Raw genomic sequence first — 22,026 nt, forward strand, 5'->3', positions numbered from 1 at the left:
CGTCCCGAACCGGGGATTTTTTCGACTGCACCGGCGCGCTCTTCGTGTATGCTTCGAGAAAATGACAACCGATCCGAGCGACGAGACAGGCATGACCGAGACGGCCCTCGTGGAGCAACTCCGCGACAAGATCATTTCCGACCCCGATGTGATTCTCGAAGACCGCGACCTGATGCGCGCGCTGATCGCCGCGAACGAGTCGGCGATGGGCAGCAATATCGTCGACCTGCGCGGCGCGGCCATGGCCCGTCTCGAGGCCCGGCTCGACCGGCTCGAAGATACCCATCGCTCGGTGATCGCGGCAGCCTATGAAAATCTCGCCGGTACGAACCAGATCCACCGCGCCGTTCTCAAGATGCTCGACCCGCATGAGTTCGAGGGCTTCCTCAAGAACCTCTCGACCGAGGTGGCCGAGATCCTGCGCGTCGATGCGGTGCGTCTTGTGCTGGAGAGCCACCAGAACGAGGACGATCCGGCACTGCGCGTGCTTGGCGAGGTTCTTTGCGTCGCCGAACCGGGCTTCATCCACGAATACATGCGCGGCGGGCGCGGCGGACAACCGCGCGGCGTCGTGCTGCGCCAGACCGTGCCCGGGTCCGAGGCGATCTATGGCGAGGCGGCGGACTGGGTGCGCTCCGAGGCGCTGATGCAGCTTGACCTCGGACCGGGGCGGCTGCCGGGAATGCTCGTGATGGGGGCCGAAGACCCGCATCAGTTCAAACCCTCGCAAGGCACCGATCTTCTGGCCTTCTTCGCTGGCGTATTCGAACGCACGATGCGCCGCTGGCTCGAGTGATGGCGGCGCCCTCGGAGGGGTTGCAGGCGGCGCTGGCCGAATGGCTCACGCATCTGCGCGGACTGCGCGACGCCTCCGATCATACCCTCACCGCCTATCAGCGCGATGTCGCGGGGTTCCTGGGGTTCCTGCAAAACCATCACGGCGAGAGCTTGGGAACGGCGCGGATCGCCTCGCTCGGCCCGTCGGAGATGCGCGCCTGGATGGCGCATGAACGCACGCGCGGCCTTTCGGCGCGCTCGCTGGCCCGGGCGCTCTCCTCGGTGAAAAGTTTCATCCGATGGCTCGCCGATCGCGACGGGTTCGACGCCAGCCACATCCTCTCGGCGCGCAGCCCGAAATATCAACGCAAACTGCCCCGCCCGCTCAGCGAGACGGCCGCGGCGGATATGATCGATCAGGTCGACACCCAGGCGATGGAGCCCTGGATCGCGGCGCGCGATGCCGCCGTGCTCACGCTGCTCTACGGCTGCGGCTTGCGGATCTCGGAGGCGCTCGGGCTGACCGCCGAGGCCCATCCCCTGCCAGAAGTGATGCGCATTCGCGGCAAAGGCGACAAGGAGCGGCTCGTGCCGGTCGTGCCTGCCGCGCGCGAGGCGGTGGCGGAATATGTGCGCCTCTGCCCCTACCCGTGCGAGTCGGGCGCGCCGCTCTTTTACGGCGCGCGCGGGAAGGCGCTCAATCCGCGCATGATCTCGAAGGCGATGGAGCGGGCGCGGATGTCGCTCGGCCTGCCCTCGACCGCCACCCCCCATGCGATGCGTCACAGCTTCGCGACCCATCTTCTGGCCGCCGGAGGCGACCTGCGCGCGATCCAGGAATTGCTGGGCCATGCGAGCCTCGGCACGACCCAGATCTACACTGCCGTCGATGCCGCCCGGCTGATGGAGATCTATGACCGGGCCCATCCGCGCGCCTGAAGGCGACGCTTGCCCCAACGTCGCGAATGCGGCATCAGGGGCGGATGGATATCCGCATAAAAGCACTTTTCGTTCACCTGCTGACCGCCACCGGCGCAGTACTCTCGATGCTCGCGCTTCTGGCTGCAGCCGAAGGCCAATGGAGCATGATGTTCCTCTGGCTTGTCGTGGCTTTCTTCGTTGACGGAATCGATGGCCCGTTGGCGCGTCGCTATGACGTGAAGGCGAATGCTCCGGTCTATGACGGTGTGCTGATGGATCTGATCGTGGATTATCTCACCTATGTCTTCATTCCGGCCTTCGCGCTTTTCAAATCGGGCTTGCTGCCGGGCTGGTCGGGCTGGCTCGCGATCATCGCCATCACCTATACGAGCGTCGTCTATTTTTCCGACACGCGCATGAAGATGAAGGACAATTCCTTCTCGGGATTCCCCGGATGCTGGAACATGCTGGTGCTTGTGCTCTTCGCGCTCAAGCCGGGCTATTGGACAAGCCTGATCGTCGTGCTCGCGCTGGCTGTGGCGATGTTCCTGCCGCTGAAATTCATCCATCCCGTGCGCACGCAGCGCTGGCGCGGCCTGTCGCTGCCGATCGCGCTTTTGTGGACCTTCTTCGCGGGCTGGGCCGCGTGGGTCGATTTCGATCCGGCAAGCTGGGCGCATTGGGGACTTATCGTGACCTCGCTCTACCTGCTCTTCGTGGGCATCGCACAGCAGATCATCCCGGAGCGTGCATAAGCCCGTCGAGCGCGCTTTCCTCACCGGATCCGGGTCACCCGGAACGACAAGACAGGAGGTTTCCGATGCGCCCGCTTTTCGCTTCGCTGATCGTCGTCCTGACCGCGCAGGCAGCGACGGCCGATCCCGCCTATCTCGACAATCGCTCGACTCCGGCCGATCTTGTCCGGTCCCTCTACAACGCGATCGCCCTGCACCAATACGCCCGGGCCTGGAGCTATTTCGCCCATCACGAGCCGAGCGAAGACTATGGCGTTTTCGCAGCAGGCTATGCCGAGACGGCAGATGTGTCGGTCGAGATCGGCCCTGTCACCTCTGAAGGGGCTGCCGGCTCGATCTACTCCCGCGTTCCGGTGAGCGTGGCCTCAAAGCAGACCGATGGCAGCAACCGGCTTTATGGAGGTTGCTATATCCTGCGTCAGATCCAGCCGGCAATTCAGGAGCCGCCCTTCACACCGCTGCAAATCGTCACCGGCCATCTGGTGCTGCGGGGACCGGGCGAACAGGCGATGCCGCGCGCCTGCGACGATCAGGGAAATCCGCAGTTCTGAACCCTCAGAGCCGCGTCAGCACAATGCCCACCACGATCAGCACCGCCGCGATCGCCTTGCTTGCGCGCATCTTCTCGCCGAAGACCAGCCAACCGATCAGCACCGCGAAGAGGATCGAGGTCTCGCGAAGCGTCGCGACCAGCGCGATCGGCGCGCGCGTCATCGCCCAGATCGAGATCGCGTAGGCCCCGTAGGAAGCCACTGCCCCCAGCCCAGCGATCCCCCATTCGCGCCCGCTCGCCCGCAGCATCGCCGGGCCACGCCGCGCGACCATCGCCGCCGCGAAGAGCAACCCGCCCAGCACCATCAGCCAACCGACATAGCCCACCGGCTCGCCCGAGACCCGCGCGCCGATGCCGTCGACCAGCGTGTAGGTGGCCGTGGCGAGTGCCGAGCCCATCGCATAAGGCAGCAAGCGACGGCTCTCGCCATCGGTGAAGACCCCGCGCGCCATCAGCGCGATCCCAATGCCCAGCACCGCGATGCCCGCATATTCGATGCCCGAGATCGCATCGATCGCGAGGGCTGCGCTGACGATCGCGACCATCATCGGCGCGGAGCCGCGCGCGATCGGGTAGACCCGGCTCAGATCGCCCTGCTCATAGGCATGGGCAAGGAAGAACTTGTAACCGAAATGGACAATGCCCGCGCCGAGGATCCACCAGACCGCTTCGAGACGCGGCATCGGCTGCGACAGCGCCACGACGAGCCCGACCGCCGCCTCCATCAGCGAGAGCATCACCATGGCGCGGATCTTCGAGCCGCCCAGCCGGATCAGCGCGTTCCAGAGCGCGTGCAGGAAGGCCGCCCCCAGCACCGCGAGCATGATCGAAAGGCTCATCCTGACCCGTCCCGCGATCCCCGATCCGCCATCGGTAGCCGCGCGCACCCAAGCTGGCAAGACGGGTTCTGGTGCGACAGGGGATTGCGAAAGCGGCGGGGCTCGGGATATGGGCGATCCATGCCCAGATACGCGTTCAAGATCGAATATGATGGAGGCCCCTTCGCCGGCTGGCAGAGGCAGGTCGATCAGCCCTCGGTGCAAGGTGCGATCGAGGCGGCGCTGTCGCGCCTCGAACCCGGCGACCATACGATCGCAGCGGCGGGCCGGACCGATGCGGGCGTGCATGCGACGGCGCAGGTCGCCCATGTCGATCTCGAAAAGGACTGGGACCCGTTCCGCCTGTCAGAGGCGCTCAACTATCATCTGCGCCCTGACCCGGTCGCGATCCTCGCCTGCGCGCGTGTGGCCGAGGATTTTCACGCCCGATTTTCAGCGCAGGAACGGCGCTACCTCTTCCGGCTGGTGCAGCGTCGCGCGCCGGTGACCCATGATCGCGGGCTGGTCTGGCGGGTGCAGAATGCGCTCGATATCAAGGCGATGCGAGAGGGGGCAGCCCATCTGATCGGACATCACGACTTCACCACTTTCCGCTCGAGCATGTGCCAGTCGAACTCCCCGGTGAAGACCCTCGACGAGATCTCGATCGAAGAGATGATGATCCCGCATGGGCGTGAATACCGTTTTCATCTGCGCGCGCGGAGTTTTCTGCACAATCAAGTCCGCTCGATCGTCGGCACGCTCGAGCGCGTCGGCGCAGGCGCCTGGCCGCCCGGGCGGGTCGGAACCGCGCTCGCCGCACGCGACCGCGCCGCCTGCGGCCCGGTCTGTCCTCCGCAGGGGCTCTATCTCAGCGGGGTCGGCTACCCCGAGGACCCGTTCATTGGGCCGGCCACGCCCTGAGCTAATGACCTCATCGACGCCCCGTGGAACAATCTGATCGGGCTCTGAGATAGCGGCCTCGGGAAGACGCGCCAGAAAGGCATCCAATCGAAACGGATCGGGCGCATCGATCGCTTCGCGCAGATCCCGCAGCAGGGCCGCGATCCCGATCTCGGGCAGGCAAGGCGGGTGGATCCGCCCGATCTTGGGATGCGCGGTGGGGCCGGTCTGAGGGCCGGTCATCTGCTCTTCGTGCAGTTTCTCTCCCGGACGCAGGCCAATCTCCACGATCTCGATCTCGCCGTCAGGCGTCGCGGCCTCGCGCAGCCGCAGCCCACGCGCCACAACCATCTGGCGCGCCAGATCGAGCATGCGGATCGGACGCCCCATATCGAGCGCGTAGACGGCACAGCTGTCATCCCACGTACCGCACAGCAAAACGAGCCGCGCCGCCTCGGCGATCGTCATGAAATAGCGTGTCGCGCGGCGGTCTGTCAGCGTCAAAGGTCCGCCCGCCTGGATCTGCTCTTCGAAGAGGGGCACAACCGACCCCGAAGAGCCCAAAACATTGCCGAAACGCACGATCGCGAAGACCGTCCCTCCGGCGCGTGAGGCGAGTTCCTGCACGACCAGCTCGGCCATCCGTTTCGAGGCTCCCATCACCGAGCGCGGCGCGACCGCCTTGTCGGAGGAGATCAGAACGAACCGGGCGACACCCGCATCCAGCGCGGCGCGGGCAAGGCCGGCGGTTGCAAAGACATTGTTGGACAGACCTGCACGTGGATTCTCCTCCACGATGGGAACGTGCTTGTAGGCTGCCGCGTGAAGAACGACATCGATGCTGTGCTGCGTGAAGATCGCGCGCACAAGCAGCGGATCGCCCGCGGATCCCAGCTTTGGAACGAGATGCGCACCGACCGCTTCGGCCAGCCCGCGCAATTCCGCCTCGGCGTGATAGAGCGCGGGCTCTGACAACTCGAGCATGATCAGCCGGGCCGGACCCGCTGCGAGAATCTGGCGGCACAACTCCCGCCCGATCGAGCCGCCGGCGCCCGAGACGAGAACCGCCTTGCCCGCGTAGTAGCTGTGAATTGGCAGCACCGTATCCTCGAATTCCGCGCGATGCAGAAGCGCCGGAGCGGATACCGGTTCGAGCCGGGCCGCGAGATCGCGATCCTCGAGGAACTGCGCGAAGGCAGGCAAGGACTCCACCCGCAACCCCAGCGCCGCGAGCCGTCGCGACAGCGCGTCCCGTCGCGCCCCTGTCAAAGCGGGATCTGCCAGGATCACGCGGTCAATATTGAAATCGCGCCGTAATCGATCCGCCTCTGCGGGCTCGAGGATCGGCAATCCGTTGAGCTGTGCGCCGCGCAGCGCCGGGCTCTCGTCAAGAAATGCACAGGTAAGCAGACCGGAGCGATCCCTGAGCACATTGGACAGGGCAATGCCAGAAGGGCTCGCACCGTAGATGGCAATGCGAGAGACCACCCTGGAGTGGCGATAGATCCGGGTCGCAAGCCGCAAGAGCAGCGCGCGCTGGCCGATCTGGACAAGAAAATAGAGCAGGCCGAAGAAGACCGGCAGCGCCAGCTCGAGCCGTCCGGTCGTCACGCTCAATACCACCCCCCCGGTGAGAACGAGCGTGAGCGAAAGCAACGCCGCACGACCGAGGCCTTCGCTTGCAAACGCCTTCAGGCGGATGCGGGCAAGCCCGCTCAGATGGCTCATGACACCCGCGGCGAGCACGAGAACTGGCGCGGCGTTGGCAAGGGCCCCGCCGATCTCGGGCTGAAGCGGGCGGAAGAGCAGGATCGTCAACGCGACGAGCGGCGCGACCAAAGCGCTGTCGAGAAACAGCAAGATCAGCGCTTTACGCGGACGCGGCCACGCGATCAGTTGCTCGAGCATACCGAGCTGAGAATGCGCGGCCCTCATGCAATTCCTCCCCGCAGGGTTTGCCAGATCAACATGAGATCGAACCTGCGCGAAGCGCGGCGCAGATAGATCAGGTCAAGCCGCGCCTTCACCGGGACGCAGCGCCGGTCATACAGGTCCTGTGCCTGCGCCGGATCCGAGCAATCGGCCATGATCCGCGCCTCCCGAGCGTGAAAGCGCAAGGTGGCGAGCCCCGTGACGCCGGGAGGCGACACGAGAACCTTCTCATAAAGATCGGGAAAGCGCGCCACGACATCCGGCAAGGGGGGACGGGGGCCGACAAAGCTCATATCGCCGCGCAAGACATTCCATATCTGGGGCAATTCATCAGCGCGTGTGCGCCGGAGAACCCGCCCGAGCGGGGTGATCCGGGCAGCCTTGTGCCCGCCCGAGACGCCATGATCGCCGGGGTCAGGGACCATGGTGCGGAATTTCCACATGCGGAACCGCCGCGAGGGCGATTTCATCCGCTCTTGCACGTGAAACCACGGGCGGCCGTGACACAGGGCGAGGACGACCACAAGCACCGCCATAAGCGGCAGCAGCAGCGGCAGCAAAACGAGAGCGAGGGAAAAATCGAAGAGCCGTTTGCTGAAACGTTGCGCCCGGGTCATGCGAATTCCTCCTTCTGCCGGGGTCGCACCGGAATACCGCCACCGGTCGACCCATGCGGCAGATTATGCACGCCACAGTTGCAAATGCGTTAATTCCCAAGCATATCTCGGACAGGCTCCGGCAAAGGGGCGACACCTGCGCGCAACCCAAGATGCAGGGACAAACTGGGGACGGTACATGCACTTCTCGCTTCGCGGGGCACTTGGCCTTTGCTTCCTTGTCGCGCTCGGAGCGTGCACCTTGCCGCGTGGGGCAGCACTGCAATCCGAGATCGTGACGAAGGCTCGCGATGAAAATGCAAGCTTCGATTACCTGCCCGTCACCCGCACGAGCCTTGCCACGATCGCGCATTGGCCCGAAGGTCTTCATGCGCGGCCTCAGGGCGCCTGGCAACGCGCGAGCAGGGGAAGTGCGGATCCGCTGATCGCACCGGGAGACACGGTGCAGCTTACGATCTGGGAGAACGGCGAGAACAAGCTGCTCAGCCCACCCGAATCTCCGGTCGCGGGGCTGCGTCAGACCAGGGTGAGCGCCGGCGGCACGATCTTCGTCCCCTATCTTGGCGCGACTGAAGTGGCGGGCAAGACGCCGACGCAAGCGCGCGCCGATGTGCAGCAGAAGCTCGCCGCCCTGATCCCCGACGCGCAGGTCGAGCTTGACGCGGTGCCCGGACCGGGGCGGACGGTCGCGCTGATCGGAGGGGTCAGGCAGCCGGGCAAGGTCGCGCTTGAAAATCGCGACCTGAGCGTGCTCGATCTGCTCTCCGAAGGCGGCGGGCCGGACCCGAAATTCCACAACCCGCAGCTGCGCCTGATCCGGGGCGGAAAGGTCTACCGCGCTTCGCTTGCGACCGTGCTCGACTCGCCCTCCCTCGATACGCGCCTTCTGCCGGGCGACAAGCTCTCGGTCGAGGAGGATGACCGCTATTTCCTCGCGCTTGGCGCGACGGGAAAGGAAACGCTGATCCCTTTCGGGCAGGCGCGGCTGAGCGCGCTCGAGGCGGTCACGCTGGCGGGCGGGCTCTCGGATAACCGCGCCGATCCGAAAGGCTTGATGATCCTGCGCGAATACCCTCGCGCGGCGCTGCGCGGCGATCTCGGTCGGGGACCGACGAAAACGAGGGTTATCTTCGCGGTCGACCTTACCACTTCGGACGGGCTGTTCTCGGCGCAGAATTTGCCCATCGAGCCGCGAGATATCGTGCTGGCGACCGAAAGCCCCGCCGTTCCCGCCCGTACATTCCTGGGCCTGATCGGCTCGTCGGTGGGCGTGGCCAATTCGGTGAGCAACGTCGCGAACTGACCCGGACGCGCTCTCGCATGCGTGACCCGGCCCCCATGCGTCACCATGACACCGATACAATTGCGCTTCTGGACTTCGCCCCGCCGCAGTGATTGGATCGCGCGCGATACGAAGGAGACTGGCATGGCATTCGGCAAGAACATCCGCACCTGGTTCGAGGGCAAGTGGCACGAGGGCGATATCGCGGTGATGCGCGCCGCCGATCACGGCATCTGGCAGGGCAGCTCGGTCTTCGATGGTGCACGGCTGTTCGACGGGCTGGTCCCCGATCTCGAACCGCATTGCGCGCGCACCAATGCCTCGGCCGATGCGCTGATGATCGAGCCGACGATCGAGACCGGGAAAATGGTCGAGATCGCGCGCGAGGGGCTGAAAGCCTACGCCAAGGGCGCGGCGGTCTATATCCGTCCGATGTACTGGGCGATCAACGGCTCCGATCTGGGCGTTGCGCCCGCGCGCGGAGCGACGGGCTTCGCGCTCTGCCTCGAAGAGGTGGCGATGCCCGATCCGTCGAAAGCCACGACACTCACCACGACCCAGTTTCGCCGCCCGGTGATGGCCGATAACGTGACCAATGCGAAAGCGGGCTGCCTTTATCCGAACAACGCCCGGATGCTGGTCGAGGCGCAGCGCAAGGGTTTCGGCAACGCTCTGGTGCAGGACGCGATGGGCAATGTCGCCGAAACCGCGACCGCGAATGTCTGGATGGTGAAGGATGGCGAGTATTTCACCCCCGTCGCCAATGGCACCTTCCTCGCAGGCCTGACCCGCAAGCGTGTGATGGGGCTTTTGCGCGATGCGGGCGAGGTGGTGAACGAGGCGGTGCTGACGCTCGACGATTTCCGCTCGGCCGACGAGGTCTTCCTGACCGGCAACTTCGCGAAGATCACCCCGGTCTCGGCATTCGACGACGTGGGCTACCAGCCCGGCAAGGGCACGCAGCGCGCCCGCGAAGCCTATATGGACTGGGCGCTCGGCTCTCCTCTCTGAGCGTGGTTGCCAAAGCCGCGCCTGCGGGCGATGATCTGCGCCCAAACCCTGCCGGAGGATCCATGCGCAAGTTCCTTGTCGTTCTCGACGATACACGCGAGTGCCTCAACGCGATGCGCTTCGCGGCTATGCGCGCGTCCCATACCGGGGGCGGCGTGATCATCCTCTCCGTGATTCCGCCCGACGAGTACCAGCACTGGATCGGCGTGGCAGAGATCATGCGCGAAGAGGCTCGCGACCGGATCGAAGCGCATTTCGAGGTCTTCGCCAAATGGATGCGCGACCGTCAGGGCGTCGATCCCGAATTGCAGATCCGCGAAGGCGAACCCGTCAACGAGATCCTCGACGTGGTCAACGCAAACCCCGAGATCGGCGTGCTCGTTCTGGGCGCCGGGACCGGCAAGGGCGGTCCCGGACCGCTCGTGACGCAGATGGTGAAACAGGCCGGGACGCTGCCCTGCCCGCTCACCATCGTTCCGGGCGAGATGTCGAAGGAAAAGCTCGAACAGATCACCTGAGCGATGCCGATGCCCTGGACTTATCGCCACGCGCAAAAGGAGTTCGCCTCCTTTCTCTCGGACGCGCGCGAGCGAATGGGTCTCGACTCCGACAACATGACCTATACCGCCGTCGAAGGCGTATTCGTCACCTTCCGCGCGCGGCTCCGCCCGCCCGAGGCTATCGCTTTCGCTGATTGCCTCCCATCGGTGCTGCGCGCCATTTTCGTGTTCAACTGGGATGTGGAGGCCACGCCGCGCCCCTTCGCCAGCCGCTCCGAGATGACACGCGAAGCCCAATCCCTGCGCCCACACCACAACCTGACGCCGGACAATGCGATCGAGGCCACGGCCTTCGCGCTTTGGCGCCATGTCGACCACCGCGCCTTCAAAGTCGCCCTTGCACGGATCGGCCCCGAGGCCGAAGCGTTCTGGCGCCCCGAGATCGTCGATCCTGCCGAGGTTGCCCCCCGCATCATATGAGCGCACCCGCCGCCCATTACTTGATTAATTCAGTCGGAAGGCGCATATGGGCGGCAAGCCAAGGAGGCACGCGATGTTTATTCAGACCGAGACCACCCCGAACCCCGCGACGCTGAAATTCCTGCCCGGTCAGACCGTGCTGGAAACCGGCACTGCCGATTTCCCGAGCGCCGAGGCCGCCGCCAAATCGCCGCTCGCGACCCGCATCTTCTCGGTGCCGGGCGTGACGGGCGTGTTCTTCGGCTCGGATTTCGTGACCGTGACGAAAGAAGACGCCACCAGCTGGGACCACGCGAAACCCGCGATCCTCGGCGCGATCATGGAGCATTTCCAGTCCGGCGCGCCGGTAATGGAAGGCGAGGCCGGTCCGGCCCATGCCGAGCATGACGGCGAGGACGGCGCGATCGTGGCTCAGATCAAGGAACTGCTCGACACCCGCGTGCGCCCCGCAGTGGCGCAGGATGGCGGCGACATCACCTTCCACGGCTTCGAGCGCGGCGTGGTCTACCTGCACATGCAAGGCGCCTGCGCAGGCTGCCCGTCCTCGACGCTCACGCTGAAGATGGGGATCGAGAACCTGCTGCGGCACTACATCCCCGAGGTTTCCGAGGTCCGTCCGGTCAATGCCTGATCTGGTTTTGGCTTTCGACACATCGGCCGCGCATTGCGCGGCCGCTTTGCTGTCTGGGGAGACGGTGCTGGCCGCCCATGCCGAAGAGATGGGGCGTGGGCAGGCTGAACGCCTGATGCCGATGATCGAGGAGATGCTGGCCGCGCAGGGCGTCGGCTGGCGTGACCTCTCGGCGATCGGCGTGGGTATCGGCCCGGGCAATTTCACCGGTGTGCGCATCGCGGTTTCCGCCGCGCGCGGGCTGGCTCTCAGCCTCAAGATCCCGGCGATCGGGGTGTCCAGCCTCGACGCCATGGCCGAAGGGGCCACACCGCCGTTGCGCGTGCTGCTCGATGCCCGGCGGGACGAGGCCTATGTGCAGGATTTCGGAAGCGGACCGTATGGCGCGCCCGTTCTGATCCCGCGCGCGCAGGCGCTTGCCGAGGCCGATGCTGCGGGGCTTGCCTGCCTCGAAAGCCGGACGCCGACAGAGCTTGCAACCGCCATCGCGCGCATCGCGGCGCGGCGTGCAAGCGCCCCGCAACCGCGCCCCGCGCCGCTCTATCTGCGCGCGGCCGATGCGGCCCCTCCCTCCGATCCCCCGCCGAAGATCCTCGACTGATGGAGCGCGAAGCCCTTGCCGCCCTCCACCGGGCCTGTTTCACCACGCCGCGCCCCTGGAGCGAAGAGGAGTTCGCAGAGCTGCTCAAAAGCCCGGGCGTCTTCCTGCTCGAGGAAACGCATGGCTTTCTGCTCGGGCGGGTCATCGCGGGCGAGGCGGAACTTCTGACCCTCGCCGTCGCCCCGGATGCCCGCCGCCGCGGCGTCGGCCGCCGTCTTGTCGATGGCTTTGCCGAGGCTGCCCGCGCACGCGACGCCGTCAACGCTTTCCTGGAGGTCGCCGCCGACAATGCCGGTGCGCGCGCGCTCTACGCTGCGACCGGCTGGACGGAATCGGGGTGCCGCAAGGGCTATTACCGCGCCCCGGACGGTTCCCGGATCGACGCGCTCGTTCTCAATCTGCCTCTTGGTGATCAGACCGCCTGACCAAACAATCAAAATTTCAGGCGGACCCTGCGTCAAACCGATTTTGTTGCTTGACCCCTTCGGCAAGCTCTGCCCAAATCCGAAGGTCTGCGGGTGGCTTCACCCGCCAATAGGCTTATGCAAAAAGCCCCAATGACCGGGAGTGATCCATGACTTTCTTCAAACAGTTTCTCGGCGCAGCCGCCACGCTGGCACTGACCGCAGGCGCGGCGATGGCCGAACCGGCGCTGATCTACGACCTCGGCGGCAAGTTCGACAAGAGCTTCAACGAGGCGGCCTATAACGGCGCCAAGAAATGGGCCGAAGAAACAGGTGGTTCGTACAAGGAACTGGAAATGCAGTCGGAAGCCCAGCGCGAGCAGGCGCTGCGTAAGCTCGCCGAGTCGGGCGCCAATCCGATCGTCATGACCGGCTTTGCCTTCGGCGACACGCTCAACACCGTCGCTCCCGATTACCCCGACACCAAATTCGCAATCATCGACATGGTGGTCGACCAGCCCAACGTCGAGTCGGTCGTCTTCACCGAGGAGCAGGGCTCCTACCTCGTCGGCCTGATGGCCGGCATGGCCTCGAAGACCGGCACCGTTGGCTTTGTCGGCGGCATGGACATCCCACTGATCCGTAAATTCGCCTGCGGCTACGTTCAGGGTGTCAAAGCGGCCAACCCGGACGCGAAAGTCGTCCAGAACATGACCGGCACCACCCCGGCGGCCTGGAACGACCCGGTGAAGGGCGGCGAGATCGCGAAGGCCCAGATCAGCCAGGGCGCAGACGTGATCTATGCGGCCGCCGGCGGCACCGGCATCGGCGTCCTGCAAGCGGCGGCCGATGGCGGCATCCTGTCGATCGGCGTCGATTCCAACCAGAACTACCTGCACCCGGGCCAGGTTCTGACCTCGATGCTCAAGCGCGTCGACAATGCGGTCTATGACGCCTTCAAGGAAGGTGCCGATCTCAAGCCGGGCATCAAGGTCATGAGCCTCGCCGATGACGGCGTGGGCGTGGCGCTCGACGACAACAACAAATCGCTGGTGACCCCTGAGATGCTCGCCGCCGTGGATCAGGCCAAGGCCGACATCATCGCGGGCAAGGTCACGGTGCATGACTACATGTCGGACGACAGCTGCCCGGTGCAGTAATGGTCGACGTACAGGCAAACGAGGCGGGGCGGCAGGCAACTGCCGCCCTTGCCACTCAGGCACCCGCGATCGAGCTGAAAGGCATCTCGAAAGCCTTCGGCACCGTGCAGGCCAACAAGGACATTTCGATCCGGGTCATGCCCGGCACGATCCACGGGATCATCGGCGAGAACGGCGCGGGCAAATCCACGCTGATGTCGATCCTCTACGGCTTCTACAAGGCCGATGCGGGCGAGATCTGGATCAAGGGCCAGCGCACCCAGATCCCCGACAGCCAGGCCGCGATCTCGGCCGGTATCGGCATGGTGTTCCAGCATTTCAAGCTGGTGCAGAATTTCACCGTGCTGGAAAACATCATCCTTGGTGCCGAAGACGGAGCGCTCCTGCGCCCTTCGCTCGCCAAGGCCCGCAAGGAACTCAAGCGCCTCGCCGAGGAATACGAGCTCAATGTCGACCCCGACGAGCTGATCGAAGAGCTTTCCGTCGGCCACCAGCAGCGCGTGGAGATCCTCAAGGCGCTCTACCGGCAGGCCGATATCCTGATCCTCGACGAACCGACCGGCGTTCTGACTCCCGCCGAGGCCGACCACCTATTCCGGATCCTCGACAACCTCCGCAAGGAGGGCAAGACGATCATCCTGATCACCCACAAGCTGCGCGAGATCATGGAGATCACCGACACGGTGAGCGTGATGCGCCGCGGCGAGATGACCGCGACGGTAAAAACCGCCGAGACCTCGCCCGAACAACTCGCCGAGCTGATGGTGGGCCGCAAGGTACTGCTCAATGTCACCAAGACGCCCGCGCAACCGGGCAAGACGGTGCTGGAAGTCGAAAACCTGCGCGTGGTCGATGAAGACCGGGTCGAGAGGCTCAAGGGCATCAACCTGACGATCCGCGCCGGAGAGATCCTCGGCATCGCGGGTGTGGCGGGCAATGGCCAGTCGGAATTGCTCGAGGTGCTGGGCGGGTTCGCCAAGGGCACCGGCACGATCCGCATCAACGGCGAAGAGATTGACCTGACCGGCAAGCATTCCGACGGGCAGTCGCGCCGCCGCCGGGGCATTTCCCATGTCCCCGAGGACCGCCATCACCTTGGCCTGATCCTCGATTTCGCCGCATGGGAGAACATGATCTTCGGCTATCACAAGGATGCGGCGTATCAGAAGAACGCCTTCATCATGGATAACGCCGGAATCGTGAAGCACACGCAAGAGGCGATGGAGCGCTTCGACGTACGCCCGCCGATCCCGACGCTGCCCGCGAAAAGCTTCTCGGGCGGCAACCAGCAAAAGATCGTGCTGGCGCGCGAGATCGAACGCAGCCCGGCGCTGCTTCTCGTGGGCCAGCCCACGCGCGGCGTCGACATCGGTGCGATCGAGTTCATCCACAAGCGCATCGTGGAGCTGCGCGACGAGGGTGCGGCGATCCTGCTCGTCTCGGTCGAGCTTGACGAGATCCGCTCGCTCTCGGACCGGATCGCGGTGATGTTCGACGGCCAGATCATGGGGGAGCGTCTCCCCGAGGAAACCGACGAGAAGGAACTGGGTCTGATGATGGCCGGGGTGGTGAACTGATGGAAAAGACACCGAAATGGGTCGATGTGGCCCTTATCCCCTTCCTCAACCTTCTGATTGCCTTCGTGATTTCCGGCATCGTGGTGCTGCTGATCGGGGAAGACCCGATCAAGGCGATCAAGGTGATGGTCTCTGGCGCGCTCGGCTCGCCCTATGGCTGGGGTTACACGCTCTATTACGCCACGAACTTCATCTTCACCGGTCTTGCGGTCGCGGTCGCCTATCACGCCAGCCAGTTCAATATCGGCGGCGAGGGACAGGCGACACTGGGCGGTCTTGGTGTGGCGTTGGTCTGCCTCGCCCTGCCCTGGCCGCATTGGTCGGTCGCGCTTGTCGCGGCGATGATCGGCGGCGCGCTTTTCGGCGCGGCTTGGGCTGCCATCCCCGCCTGGCTGCAGGCCAAGCGCGGCAGCCATATCGTGATCACCACGATCATGTTCAACTTCATCGGCGCCTCGCTTCTCAATTACATGCTGGTCAACGTGCTGCGCCCGCGCGGTGCGATGGATCCGGCAACCGCGCGCTTCGCCAGAGAAACCTATCTGCCGACCTTCCATGACCTGCCGGTGATCGGACAGTTCTTCTCGAAATCGGTCCCGGCGAATATCTCCTTCTTCATCGCGCTACTGGCCTGCTGGCTGGTCTGGATCCTGATCTGGCGCACCAAGCTCGGCTTCGAGATCCGCGCCTACGGGCGTTCGGAATCGGCGGCGCGCTATGCCGGGATCTCGCCGGTGAAGGTGATCATGGTGGCGATGCTGATCTCGGGCGGGCTCGCCGGTCTGATGGCGATCAACAACGTGATGGGCCAAGGCCACCGCCTCGTGCTGAACTCGGTCGAGGGGGCGGGCTTCATCGGGATCGCAGTCGCGCTGATGGGGCGCAATCACCCGGTTGGGGTCTTCCTCGCGGCGATCCTGTTCGGCTTCCTCTATCAGGGCGGCGGTGAGCTGGCGCTGGAAACGACGATCCCGCGCGAGCTGATCACCGTGATCCAGGCGCTGGTGATCCTCTTCACAGGGGCGTTCGACAACATGCTGCGCGCGCCGATCGAGAGCTTCTTCGTCGCCCGCGCCAATGCCCGGAAGGAGGCCTGAGATGGATTTCGGAACAATCGTCGAAATTCTCGATAGCGCCGTGCGTCTGGGCACGCCGCTTTTGCTGGCCTGCCTTGCGGGCCTTTTCTCGGAACGTGCGGGCATCTTCGACATCGGGCTCGAGGGGAAGATGCTGATGGCGGCGTTCTTCTCGGGTGCGGTGGCCGCCCTGACGGGCAGCGCCTGGCTCGGGCTTCTGGCCGGCGTTGGAGGTTCGATGAGCCTTGCGATGGTGCACGGGCTCGCCTCGATCACCTTCCGCGGCAATCAGCTGATCTCGGGGGTCGCGGTGAACTTCCTCGCCTCGGGCTTCACGGTGCTGATCGCGCAAAGCTGGTTCCAGCAGGGCGGACGCACGCCGCAGCTTTCGGGCCATGCCCGGTTCGAGCCGATCACCCTGCCCGGTGCGAGCGCCGTGAAGGATGTGCCGGTCATCGGGCCGCTTTATTCCAACCTGATCTCGGGCCATACGATCCTGGTCTATGTCGCCTTCGCAATGGTGCCGCTGACCTGGTGGGTGCTGTTCCGGACGCGCTTCGGCCTGCGCCTGCGCGCGGTGGGCGAGAACCCGGAATCGGTCGATACCGCCGGGGTCTCGGTGATCCGTCTGCGCTATACCGCCGTGGCGATCACCGGGGTTCTGGCGGGGCTCGCAGGAACCTATCTCGCGACCGGTCTCGCGGCGGGCTTCGTGAAAGAGATGACGGCGGGGCGCGGCTATATTGCGCTGGCCGCCCTGATCTTCGCGAAATGGCGCCCGGTTCCGGCGCTCGGCGCGACAATGCTCTTTGGCCTGCTGGAAGCGATCTCGAACCGCTATCCGAATATCGACCTCGGAGTCGTGACCCTGCCGATCCAGTTCATGCAGGCGGTGCCCTATATCCTGACCGTGGTCATTCTTGCCGGTTTCATCGGCAAGGCGATCCCGCCGCGCGCCGGAGGACAGCCCTATGTCAAAGAGCGTTGAGCTTGCCGCCCTCCTCCGTGAACGCGCGGGAAGCGAGCCCCCGCGTCTCGGCCTGATCCTCGGCTCCGGTCTCGGCCATCTGGCCGAGCAAGTCGAAGGCGTCGCGATCCCCTACACGGAGCTTCCGGGTTTCCCGGATGCGGGCGTATCGGGGCATAACCCGAAGCTGGTGATCGGTACGCTGGAAGGCGTCCGCGTCGCGGTCTTCGGCGGCCGGGTTCACTATTACGAGCACGGCAACCCCGCCGAGATGCGCCTGCCGCTGGAAATCCTAAAGGAGCTTGGCTGCGAGAGCCTGCTCCTGACGAACGCGGCGGGAAGTCTGCGCGAGGATATCCGCCCCGGCGGGCTGATGATGCTGAATGACCATATCAATTTTTCGGGAAACAACCCCCTGATAGGAGAGCCCTCGGATGCGCGCTTCGTGCCGTTGACCGAGGCGCATGACCCTGACATCCGCGCCGCCCTGAAAGCCGCCGCAGAGGCCGAGGGGATCGAGCTTCCGGAGGGCGTCTACTGCTGGTTCTCCGGCCCCACTTTCGAGACTCCGGCCGAGATCCGCGCCGCCAAGATCTTCGGGGCCGATGCGGTGGGCATGTCCACCGTGCCGGAAGTGATCCTCGCGCGCTTCCTCGGGCTGCGCGTGGCGGCCGTCTCGGTGATCACGAATATGGGGGCAGGCATGGCCGACGAAAACATCAGCCACGAGCAGACAAAGGCAATCGCACCGATGGGGGCCGCCAAGCTTGAACGGGTGCTCCGACGATATCTGCAACAGTTGTAAACTCGCGCGCATACGCGGGTTTGACTCCGAAGGCCCTTGCGGGCAAAGACGTTGCAACCTCCTCAGCCGGTGCGGCCCATGCAGATCTACCTGCCCATCGCCGAAGTCTCGGTCAACATGTTCACCCTTCTGGGGCTTGGCGGCATTGTCGGGCTTTTGTCGGGGCTCTTCGGCGTGGGCGGCGGCTTCCTGATCACGCCGCTTCTGTTCTTCATAGGTATCCCGCCCTCGGTGGCGGTGGCGACGGGCGCGAACCAGGTGGTGGCCTCGTCCGTCTCGGGCGTTCTGGCCCAGCTCAAACGCAAGGCGGTCGACATTCCGATGGGGCTGGTGCTGCTGGTGGGCGGCATCCTCGGCTCGGCAGGCGGTATCTGGGTGTTCAACCTGCTTACCCAGCTCGGCCAGATCGACCTCGCGGTGCAGCTTTGCTACGTCGTCTTCCTCGGCCTGATCGGTCTCTTGATGCTGCAAGAAGCAGTCCGCACGCTGCAAAAGCAAAGAAAAGGCACCAGCGTGCGCAAGAAACGCGTGCAGCATACCTGGGTGCACAAACTGCCCTTCAAGCTCAAGTTCCGCGCCTCGGGGCTCTATATCTCGGTGATCCCGCCACTTCTGGTAGGTATCTCGGTCGGCGTTCTCGCGGCGATCATGGGCGTGGGCGGTGGCTTCATCATGGTCCCGGCCATGATCTACCTGCTGAACATGCCGACCAAGGTCGTGATCGGCACCTCGCTGTTCCAGATCCTGTTCGTGTCGGCCTTCACGACCCTCATGCACGCGATCACCAACCAGACGGTCGACGTGATGCTCGCGCTGCTCCTGATCGTCGGTGGCGTGGTGGGCGCGCAGATCGGCTCGCGGCTGGGTGCACGGCTCAAGGCCGAGCAATTGCGCATCCTTCTGGCGCTCCTGGTGATCATCGTCGCGGCCAAGCTGGGCCTCGACCTGATCCTGCGCCCCTCGGACCTGTTCTCGATCACCACGGGAGGGGAAGGATGATCCGCGCCACGCTTCTTTCCCTCGCATTCGCGGCGACCGCCCTGCCCACCTTGGCGCAGGAGGCCCCCACCCCCGCGCCCGCGCCCGCCCCCGCGACGCCCGCCCCCGCGCCCGAACAAATCGTCGCCGGTCTCAGCCGCGACAACATCGGCATCACCACCTCCTTTGACGGCTCGCAGATCCTCATCTACGGCGCCGTCAAGCGTGAAGCACCCGAACCGGACGATGAAAAACTCGCGGTGATCGTCACCCTCGAAGGCCCGCTCGGTCCGGTCACGATCCGCCGCAAGTCACGCGAGTTCGGCATCTGGGTAAACACCGCTTCGGTTGGCGTCGCCGCCGCACCCAGCTATTACGCCGTTGCCACCTCCGGCCCGATGGATGAGATCCTCCCCCCCCGCGTAGACACGCAGCAACGCATTTCGATCCCGCTCGCGATGCGCGCTTTCTCCGGCCCGCTCGAGGTCGAGGACAGCAAGCCCTTCACCGAGGCCCTGCTGCGCATTCGAGAGCGCCAGGGGCTCTACGAGATGGAAACGGGCGGGGTGCATATCGTCGACAACACGCTCTTCCGAGCGGATTTCGATCTGCCTGCGAACCTCACCGAGGGCGACTACAAGACCCGCATCTTCCTGTTGCGCGGCGGCAAGCTCGTGGACCAGTATCAATCCGCAATCGAGGTGCGCAAGGTCGGGCTCGAACGCTGGCTCTACACGCTGGCGCATCAGCAAGCGGCCCTCTACGGGCTCTTGTCGCTCGCGCTCGCCGTCTTTGCCGGTTGGGCCGCCGCCGCGATCTTCCGCTTCGTGCGCTAACCGCGCCCGACGAAGGGCATCCCGCTCGCCATCACCGTCATGTTGAGCACATTCGCCTCGAGCGGCAGCGACGCCATGTGCAGGACCGAGCGCGCCACATCACCCACATCCATCGTCGGCTCCGCGGTCTTGGTGGCTGCCGCATCGATATTCGCCAAAAGCCCCGTGCGCGCATTGCCGACGTCGATCTGTCCGCAGGCGATGTCGAACTCGCGCCCATCAAGCGCGATCTGCTTCGTCATTCCGTTGATCGCGTGTTTCGTGACGGTATAGGCGAGCGATTTCGCACGCGGCACCTGACCCGAGATCGACCCGTTATTGATGATCCGCCCGCCGCGCGGGCTCTGTCCCCGCATCTGCCCGAAGGCAGCCCGGGCACACAGGAACATCCCCGTCAGGTTCACCGCGATACACGCGTCCCAATCGGCCATCTTGACCTCGTCGGGCAAGACAGCCGGCGGGAACATCCCCGCATTGTTGAAGAGCACATCGATGCGCCCGAACCGCGCTACCACCTGCGCGAACGCCCGACCGACCGCCGCCTCATCACTCACATCGCAGGCCACCGCCAGCCCGTCGCCCTGCGCGGCGACCTCGGCCAGCTTGTCCTCGGAGCGCGCCAGGCAGGCCACCTGCCACCCGTCAGCCAAGGCCTTCTCGGCCACGGCCCGCCCGATCCCGGCGCTCGCCCCGGTCACAACCATCACACCCATCGCAGTCCTCCCTTCCTCTTGGCCCAAATATCCCCGCCGGAGGCTACTGCCCTACCCGTCCTGCGGCTCGGCCTGCAATTCCAGCTTTCCGCCGCCACGCGGCAGATCGTCGATCGACAGCGGCGCCGAGGGGCGCGCCAGCCGCGCCCGCACCACCCAGAGCAGGCGATGTTGCGCCCGGGTGATCGCCACGTAAGCCAGCCGCTTCCACAGCGGAATGCCCGCCTCGACGCGGCCCGCCCGCGCTGCGGCATAGATATCCGGCGCGAAGACCTGCACATCTTCCCATTGGGACCCTTGCGCCTTGTGGATCGTCACCGCCGCGCCATGCAGGAAGGTCGCTCCCATCCGCGCGGCGAAGGGAATGAACGGCTCTTCCTCGTCCGGCATTTCGATCTTCACGATGGAAGCGGCAGACAGGCGCGGATCCTCCGCCCCCATCACATGCAGCCGCGAGAAGCCGGGCTTCTTGCCGGGGCCGAGATAGATCACCTGCGCGCCCTTGATCAGCCCGCGCGCCTCCAGGTCGATCCGCTTCTTGCGATGCTTCACCGGCAATTCGATCCCGTCGCAGATCAAGGGCTCGCCCGGCAGCATCATGTCGGCCGGCGCGGAATGCGCTGCGCGAAACGCCTGGATCAGCCGGATTCGCGTCGCGTTGCGCCAGACCAGCACCGGCGAGCGCGCCATCAGGTCGCTCTCCACCCGCTCGGCCCAGACGACGCGGTCATCCTTTGCCGCCGCCTTCTCGATCTCGCGCTCGAACTGCTCAAAGGTCAGGTTTTCGTCGCCCAGCATATGTGCAAGATCGAGGATCGGGTTATCCTCCGCCTGCCGGTGGATGCGATGCAGGATGTGTTTGCGGCTGTCGGGCAGGCGCTCGAACACCATCTCGCCCGACTGGTTCACCGGCGCCAGCTGTGCCGGATCGCCGAACAGCACGAGCGTCGGGAAGATCTCGCGCAGATCGTCGAACTGGCGCTCGTCCAGCATCGAGGCTTCGTCGACGAAGCCGATATCGAGCGGGTCTTCGCGCCGCTTCCAGCCATTGATGAAATCCGAACCCCGCAGCCCCGCCGAGGCCAGCGCCGCCGGGATCGACTTGTGAAGATCGTAGAACGCCTTGGCGCGGTCTAAAGCTTCCTCGGTCAGCCCCATCTCGCTCAGCAGATCGGGCTTGGGCCGCTCGCCCTGCCCCGTCAGCCATTCCGCGATCCGTTCATATTCCGGATCGTAAACGGGCGTGTAAAGAATGCGGTGAATGGTCGTCGCCGGCACCCCGCGCGAGCGCAACACGCTCGCCGCCTTGTTCGTCGGTGCGAGGATCGCGAGCGTGCGCCGCTCCTTGCGCCGCTTGCCCTCGAAATCACCCGAGACCAGATCAACCCCGGCGGCTTCGAGCGCCTTGTAAAGCTCGGCCAGCAGAAGCGTCTTGCCCGAGCCCGCCTTGCCGATCACCGAAAGCACGCGATTGCCGCCGCCGTCCGGCGAAAGCGAGCCTTCGAGAATATCGACGCCCGCCGCCTCCAAAGCCTCGGCCACGGCATCCCAGGCCTCGGCCTGATCATCGGAAAACTGGATCGCTGGGGTCGTCATGGCGCGACCTTACCTGCGCGCCTTGGGAGGCGGAAGAGCGAAAGGCCGAGGCTCCGCGCCGCTTGCAGCTTCGGGAGCCTCCGGCGGAGATATTTAGGACCAAATCGAAGGATGGTTTTCGATTTGGCCCAAA

General features: G+C 65.1%; 23 protein-coding genes and 1 pseudogene. 19 read left to right on the forward strand and 5 right to left on the reverse strand.

Going from position 1 to position 22,026, the window contains the following annotated elements; genetic code table 11:
- Positions 1-91 precede the first annotated feature (91 nt).
- The 4 genes from BMI90_RS03015 (at position 92) to BMI90_RS03030 (ending at position 3,004) form a co-directional block, all read left to right on the forward strand.
- A complete protein-coding gene (locus BMI90_RS03015; protein ID WP_078525848.1) occupies positions 92-796 on the forward strand; it encodes a DUF484 family protein in 705 nt (234 codons plus the stop codon).
- The gene (locus BMI90_RS03020) at positions 796-1,716 is read left to right on the forward strand and encodes a tyrosine recombinase XerC (protein ID WP_078525850.1); all 921 of its coding nucleotides are present in this window, start codon (positions 796-798) and stop codon (positions 1,714-1,716) included. The genes BMI90_RS03015 and BMI90_RS03020 overlap by 1 nt, the downstream gene beginning before the upstream one ends.
- Positions 1,717-1,760: 44 nt before the next feature.
- The gene (locus tag BMI90_RS03025; protein WP_078527192.1) at positions 1,761-2,453 is read left to right on the forward strand and encodes a CDP-alcohol phosphatidyltransferase family protein; all 693 of its coding nucleotides are present in this window, start codon (positions 1,761-1,763) and stop codon (positions 2,451-2,453) included.
- A 65-nt stretch (positions 2,454-2,518) separates the two neighbouring features.
- On the forward strand, positions 2,519-3,004 hold the full coding sequence (locus BMI90_RS03030; RefSeq protein ID WP_078525853.1) for a hypothetical protein: 486 nt from the start codon (positions 2,519-2,521) through the stop codon (positions 3,002-3,004).
- A 4-nt stretch (positions 3,005-3,008) separates the two neighbouring features.
- Here BMI90_RS03030 and BMI90_RS03035 read toward each other — a convergent pair whose 3' ends face one another.
- Positions 3,009-3,845 carry a DMT family transporter gene (locus BMI90_RS03035; protein ID WP_078525855.1) on the reverse strand — a complete coding sequence of 279 codons (837 nt, stop codon included), beginning with the start codon at positions 3,843-3,845 and terminating at the stop codon, positions 3,009-3,011.
- A 120-nt stretch (positions 3,846-3,965) separates the two neighbouring features.
- On the opposite strand from BMI90_RS03035, the gene truA reads away from it, so the two are divergent.
- Complete coding sequence (truA, locus tag BMI90_RS03040) at positions 3,966-4,748, forward strand: tRNA pseudouridine(38-40) synthase TruA (protein WP_078525857.1); 783 nt, start codon at positions 3,966-3,968, stop codon at positions 4,746-4,748.
- A gap of 183 nt (positions 4,749-4,931) precedes the next feature.
- On the opposite strand, the pseudogene BMI90_RS18930 reads toward truA, so the two are convergent.
- Positions 4,932-6,662: pseudogene (locus BMI90_RS18930) on the reverse strand (polysaccharide biosynthesis protein); the annotation flags it as partial.
- A complete protein-coding gene (locus BMI90_RS03050; protein ID WP_078525861.1) occupies positions 6,659-7,276 on the reverse strand; it encodes a sugar transferase in 618 nt (205 codons plus the stop codon). The pseudogene BMI90_RS18930 and the gene BMI90_RS03050, both read right to left, overlap by 4 nt.
- A 178-nt stretch (positions 7,277-7,454) precedes the next feature.
- Between BMI90_RS03050 and BMI90_RS03055 the strand changes: the two genes are divergently transcribed.
- The 14 genes from BMI90_RS03055 to BMI90_RS03120 all read left to right on the forward strand — a co-directional run bounded on the left by BMI90_RS03055 (position 7,455) and on the right by BMI90_RS03120 (position 19,584).
- Positions 7,455-8,579: a polysaccharide biosynthesis/export family protein gene (locus BMI90_RS03055; protein ID WP_168172709.1), complete on the forward strand. Its 1,125-nt coding sequence runs from the start codon at positions 7,455-7,457 to the stop codon at positions 8,577-8,579.
- A gap of 123 nt (positions 8,580-8,702) precedes the next feature.
- On the forward strand, positions 8,703-9,569 hold the full coding sequence (locus tag BMI90_RS03060; protein WP_078525865.1) for a branched-chain amino acid aminotransferase: 867 nt from the start codon (positions 8,703-8,705) through the stop codon (positions 9,567-9,569).
- A gap of 62 nt (positions 9,570-9,631) precedes the next feature.
- Positions 9,632-10,087, forward strand: a complete 456-nt coding sequence (locus BMI90_RS03065; RefSeq protein WP_078525867.1) for a universal stress protein — start codon at positions 9,632-9,634, stop codon at positions 10,085-10,087.
- 9 nt (positions 10,088-10,096) lie between these two features.
- Positions 10,097-10,549, forward strand: a complete 453-nt coding sequence (locus BMI90_RS03070) for a DUF2267 domain-containing protein (protein ID WP_246831478.1) — start codon at positions 10,097-10,099, stop codon at positions 10,547-10,549.
- A gap of 73 nt (positions 10,550-10,622) precedes the next feature.
- The gene (locus BMI90_RS03075) at positions 10,623-11,180 is read left to right on the forward strand and encodes a NifU family protein (RefSeq protein ID WP_078525871.1); all 558 of its coding nucleotides are present in this window, start codon (positions 10,623-10,625) and stop codon (positions 11,178-11,180) included.
- Positions 11,173-11,781, forward strand: a complete 609-nt coding sequence (gene tsaB / locus BMI90_RS03080; protein WP_078525873.1) for a tRNA (adenosine(37)-N6)-threonylcarbamoyltransferase complex dimerization subunit type 1 TsaB — start codon at positions 11,173-11,175, stop codon at positions 11,779-11,781. Before BMI90_RS03075 ends, tsaB begins: the two co-directional genes overlap by 8 nt.
- A complete protein-coding gene (locus tag BMI90_RS03085; protein ID WP_078525876.1) occupies positions 11,781-12,206 on the forward strand; it encodes a GNAT family N-acetyltransferase in 426 nt (141 codons plus the stop codon). Before tsaB ends, BMI90_RS03085 begins: the two co-directional genes overlap by 1 nt.
- A gap of 149 nt (positions 12,207-12,355) precedes the next feature.
- Positions 12,356-13,345, forward strand: coding sequence for a BMP family ABC transporter substrate-binding protein (locus BMI90_RS03090; protein WP_078525878.1), 990 nt, complete (start codon positions 12,356-12,358; stop codon positions 13,343-13,345).
- A complete protein-coding gene (locus BMI90_RS03095) occupies positions 13,345-14,922 on the forward strand; it encodes an ABC transporter ATP-binding protein (protein ID WP_078525880.1) in 1,578 nt (525 codons plus the stop codon). Before BMI90_RS03090 ends, BMI90_RS03095 begins: the two co-directional genes overlap by 1 nt.
- Positions 14,922-16,019 carry an ABC transporter permease gene (locus tag BMI90_RS03100; RefSeq protein WP_078525882.1) on the forward strand — a complete coding sequence of 366 codons (1,098 nt, stop codon included), beginning with the start codon at positions 14,922-14,924 and terminating at the stop codon, positions 16,017-16,019. Before BMI90_RS03095 ends, BMI90_RS03100 begins: the two co-directional genes overlap by 1 nt.
- 1 nt (position 16,020) lies before the next feature.
- A complete protein-coding gene (locus BMI90_RS03105; protein ID WP_078525885.1) occupies positions 16,021-16,986 on the forward strand; it encodes an ABC transporter permease in 966 nt (321 codons plus the stop codon).
- Positions 16,970-17,770 (forward strand): purine-nucleoside phosphorylase, encoded by an 801-nt coding sequence (locus BMI90_RS03110; RefSeq protein WP_078525888.1) that lies wholly within the window; start codon positions 16,970-16,972, stop codon positions 17,768-17,770. Before BMI90_RS03105 ends, BMI90_RS03110 begins: the two co-directional genes overlap by 17 nt.
- Before the next feature lie 78 nt (positions 17,771-17,848).
- Positions 17,849-18,769: a sulfite exporter TauE/SafE family protein gene (locus BMI90_RS03115; protein WP_078525891.1), complete on the forward strand. Its 921-nt coding sequence runs from the start codon at positions 17,849-17,851 to the stop codon at positions 18,767-18,769.
- Complete coding sequence (locus BMI90_RS03120) at positions 18,766-19,584, forward strand: TIGR02186 family protein (protein ID WP_078525894.1); 819 nt, start codon at positions 18,766-18,768, stop codon at positions 19,582-19,584. The genes BMI90_RS03115 and BMI90_RS03120 overlap by 4 nt, the downstream gene beginning before the upstream one ends.
- On the opposite strand, the gene BMI90_RS03125 is transcribed toward BMI90_RS03120, so the two are convergent.
- Entirely contained in the window at positions 19,581-20,297 is a 717-nt protein-coding gene (locus BMI90_RS03125; RefSeq protein ID WP_078525897.1) for an SDR family oxidoreductase, read from the reverse strand. The genes BMI90_RS03120 and BMI90_RS03125 overlap by 4 nt on opposite strands.
- A gap of 51 nt (positions 20,298-20,348) precedes the next feature.
- The gene (locus BMI90_RS03130) at positions 20,349-21,893 is read right to left on the reverse strand and encodes an AAA family ATPase (RefSeq protein WP_078525900.1); all 1,545 of its coding nucleotides are present in this window, start codon (positions 21,891-21,893) and stop codon (positions 20,349-20,351) included.
- Positions 21,894-22,026 lie beyond the last annotated feature (133 nt).

Source organism: Thioclava sp. L04-15 (assembly GCF_002020275.1).
GTDB classification, from domain to species: domain Bacteria; phylum Pseudomonadota; class Alphaproteobacteria; order Rhodobacterales; family Rhodobacteraceae; genus Thioclava; species Thioclava marina.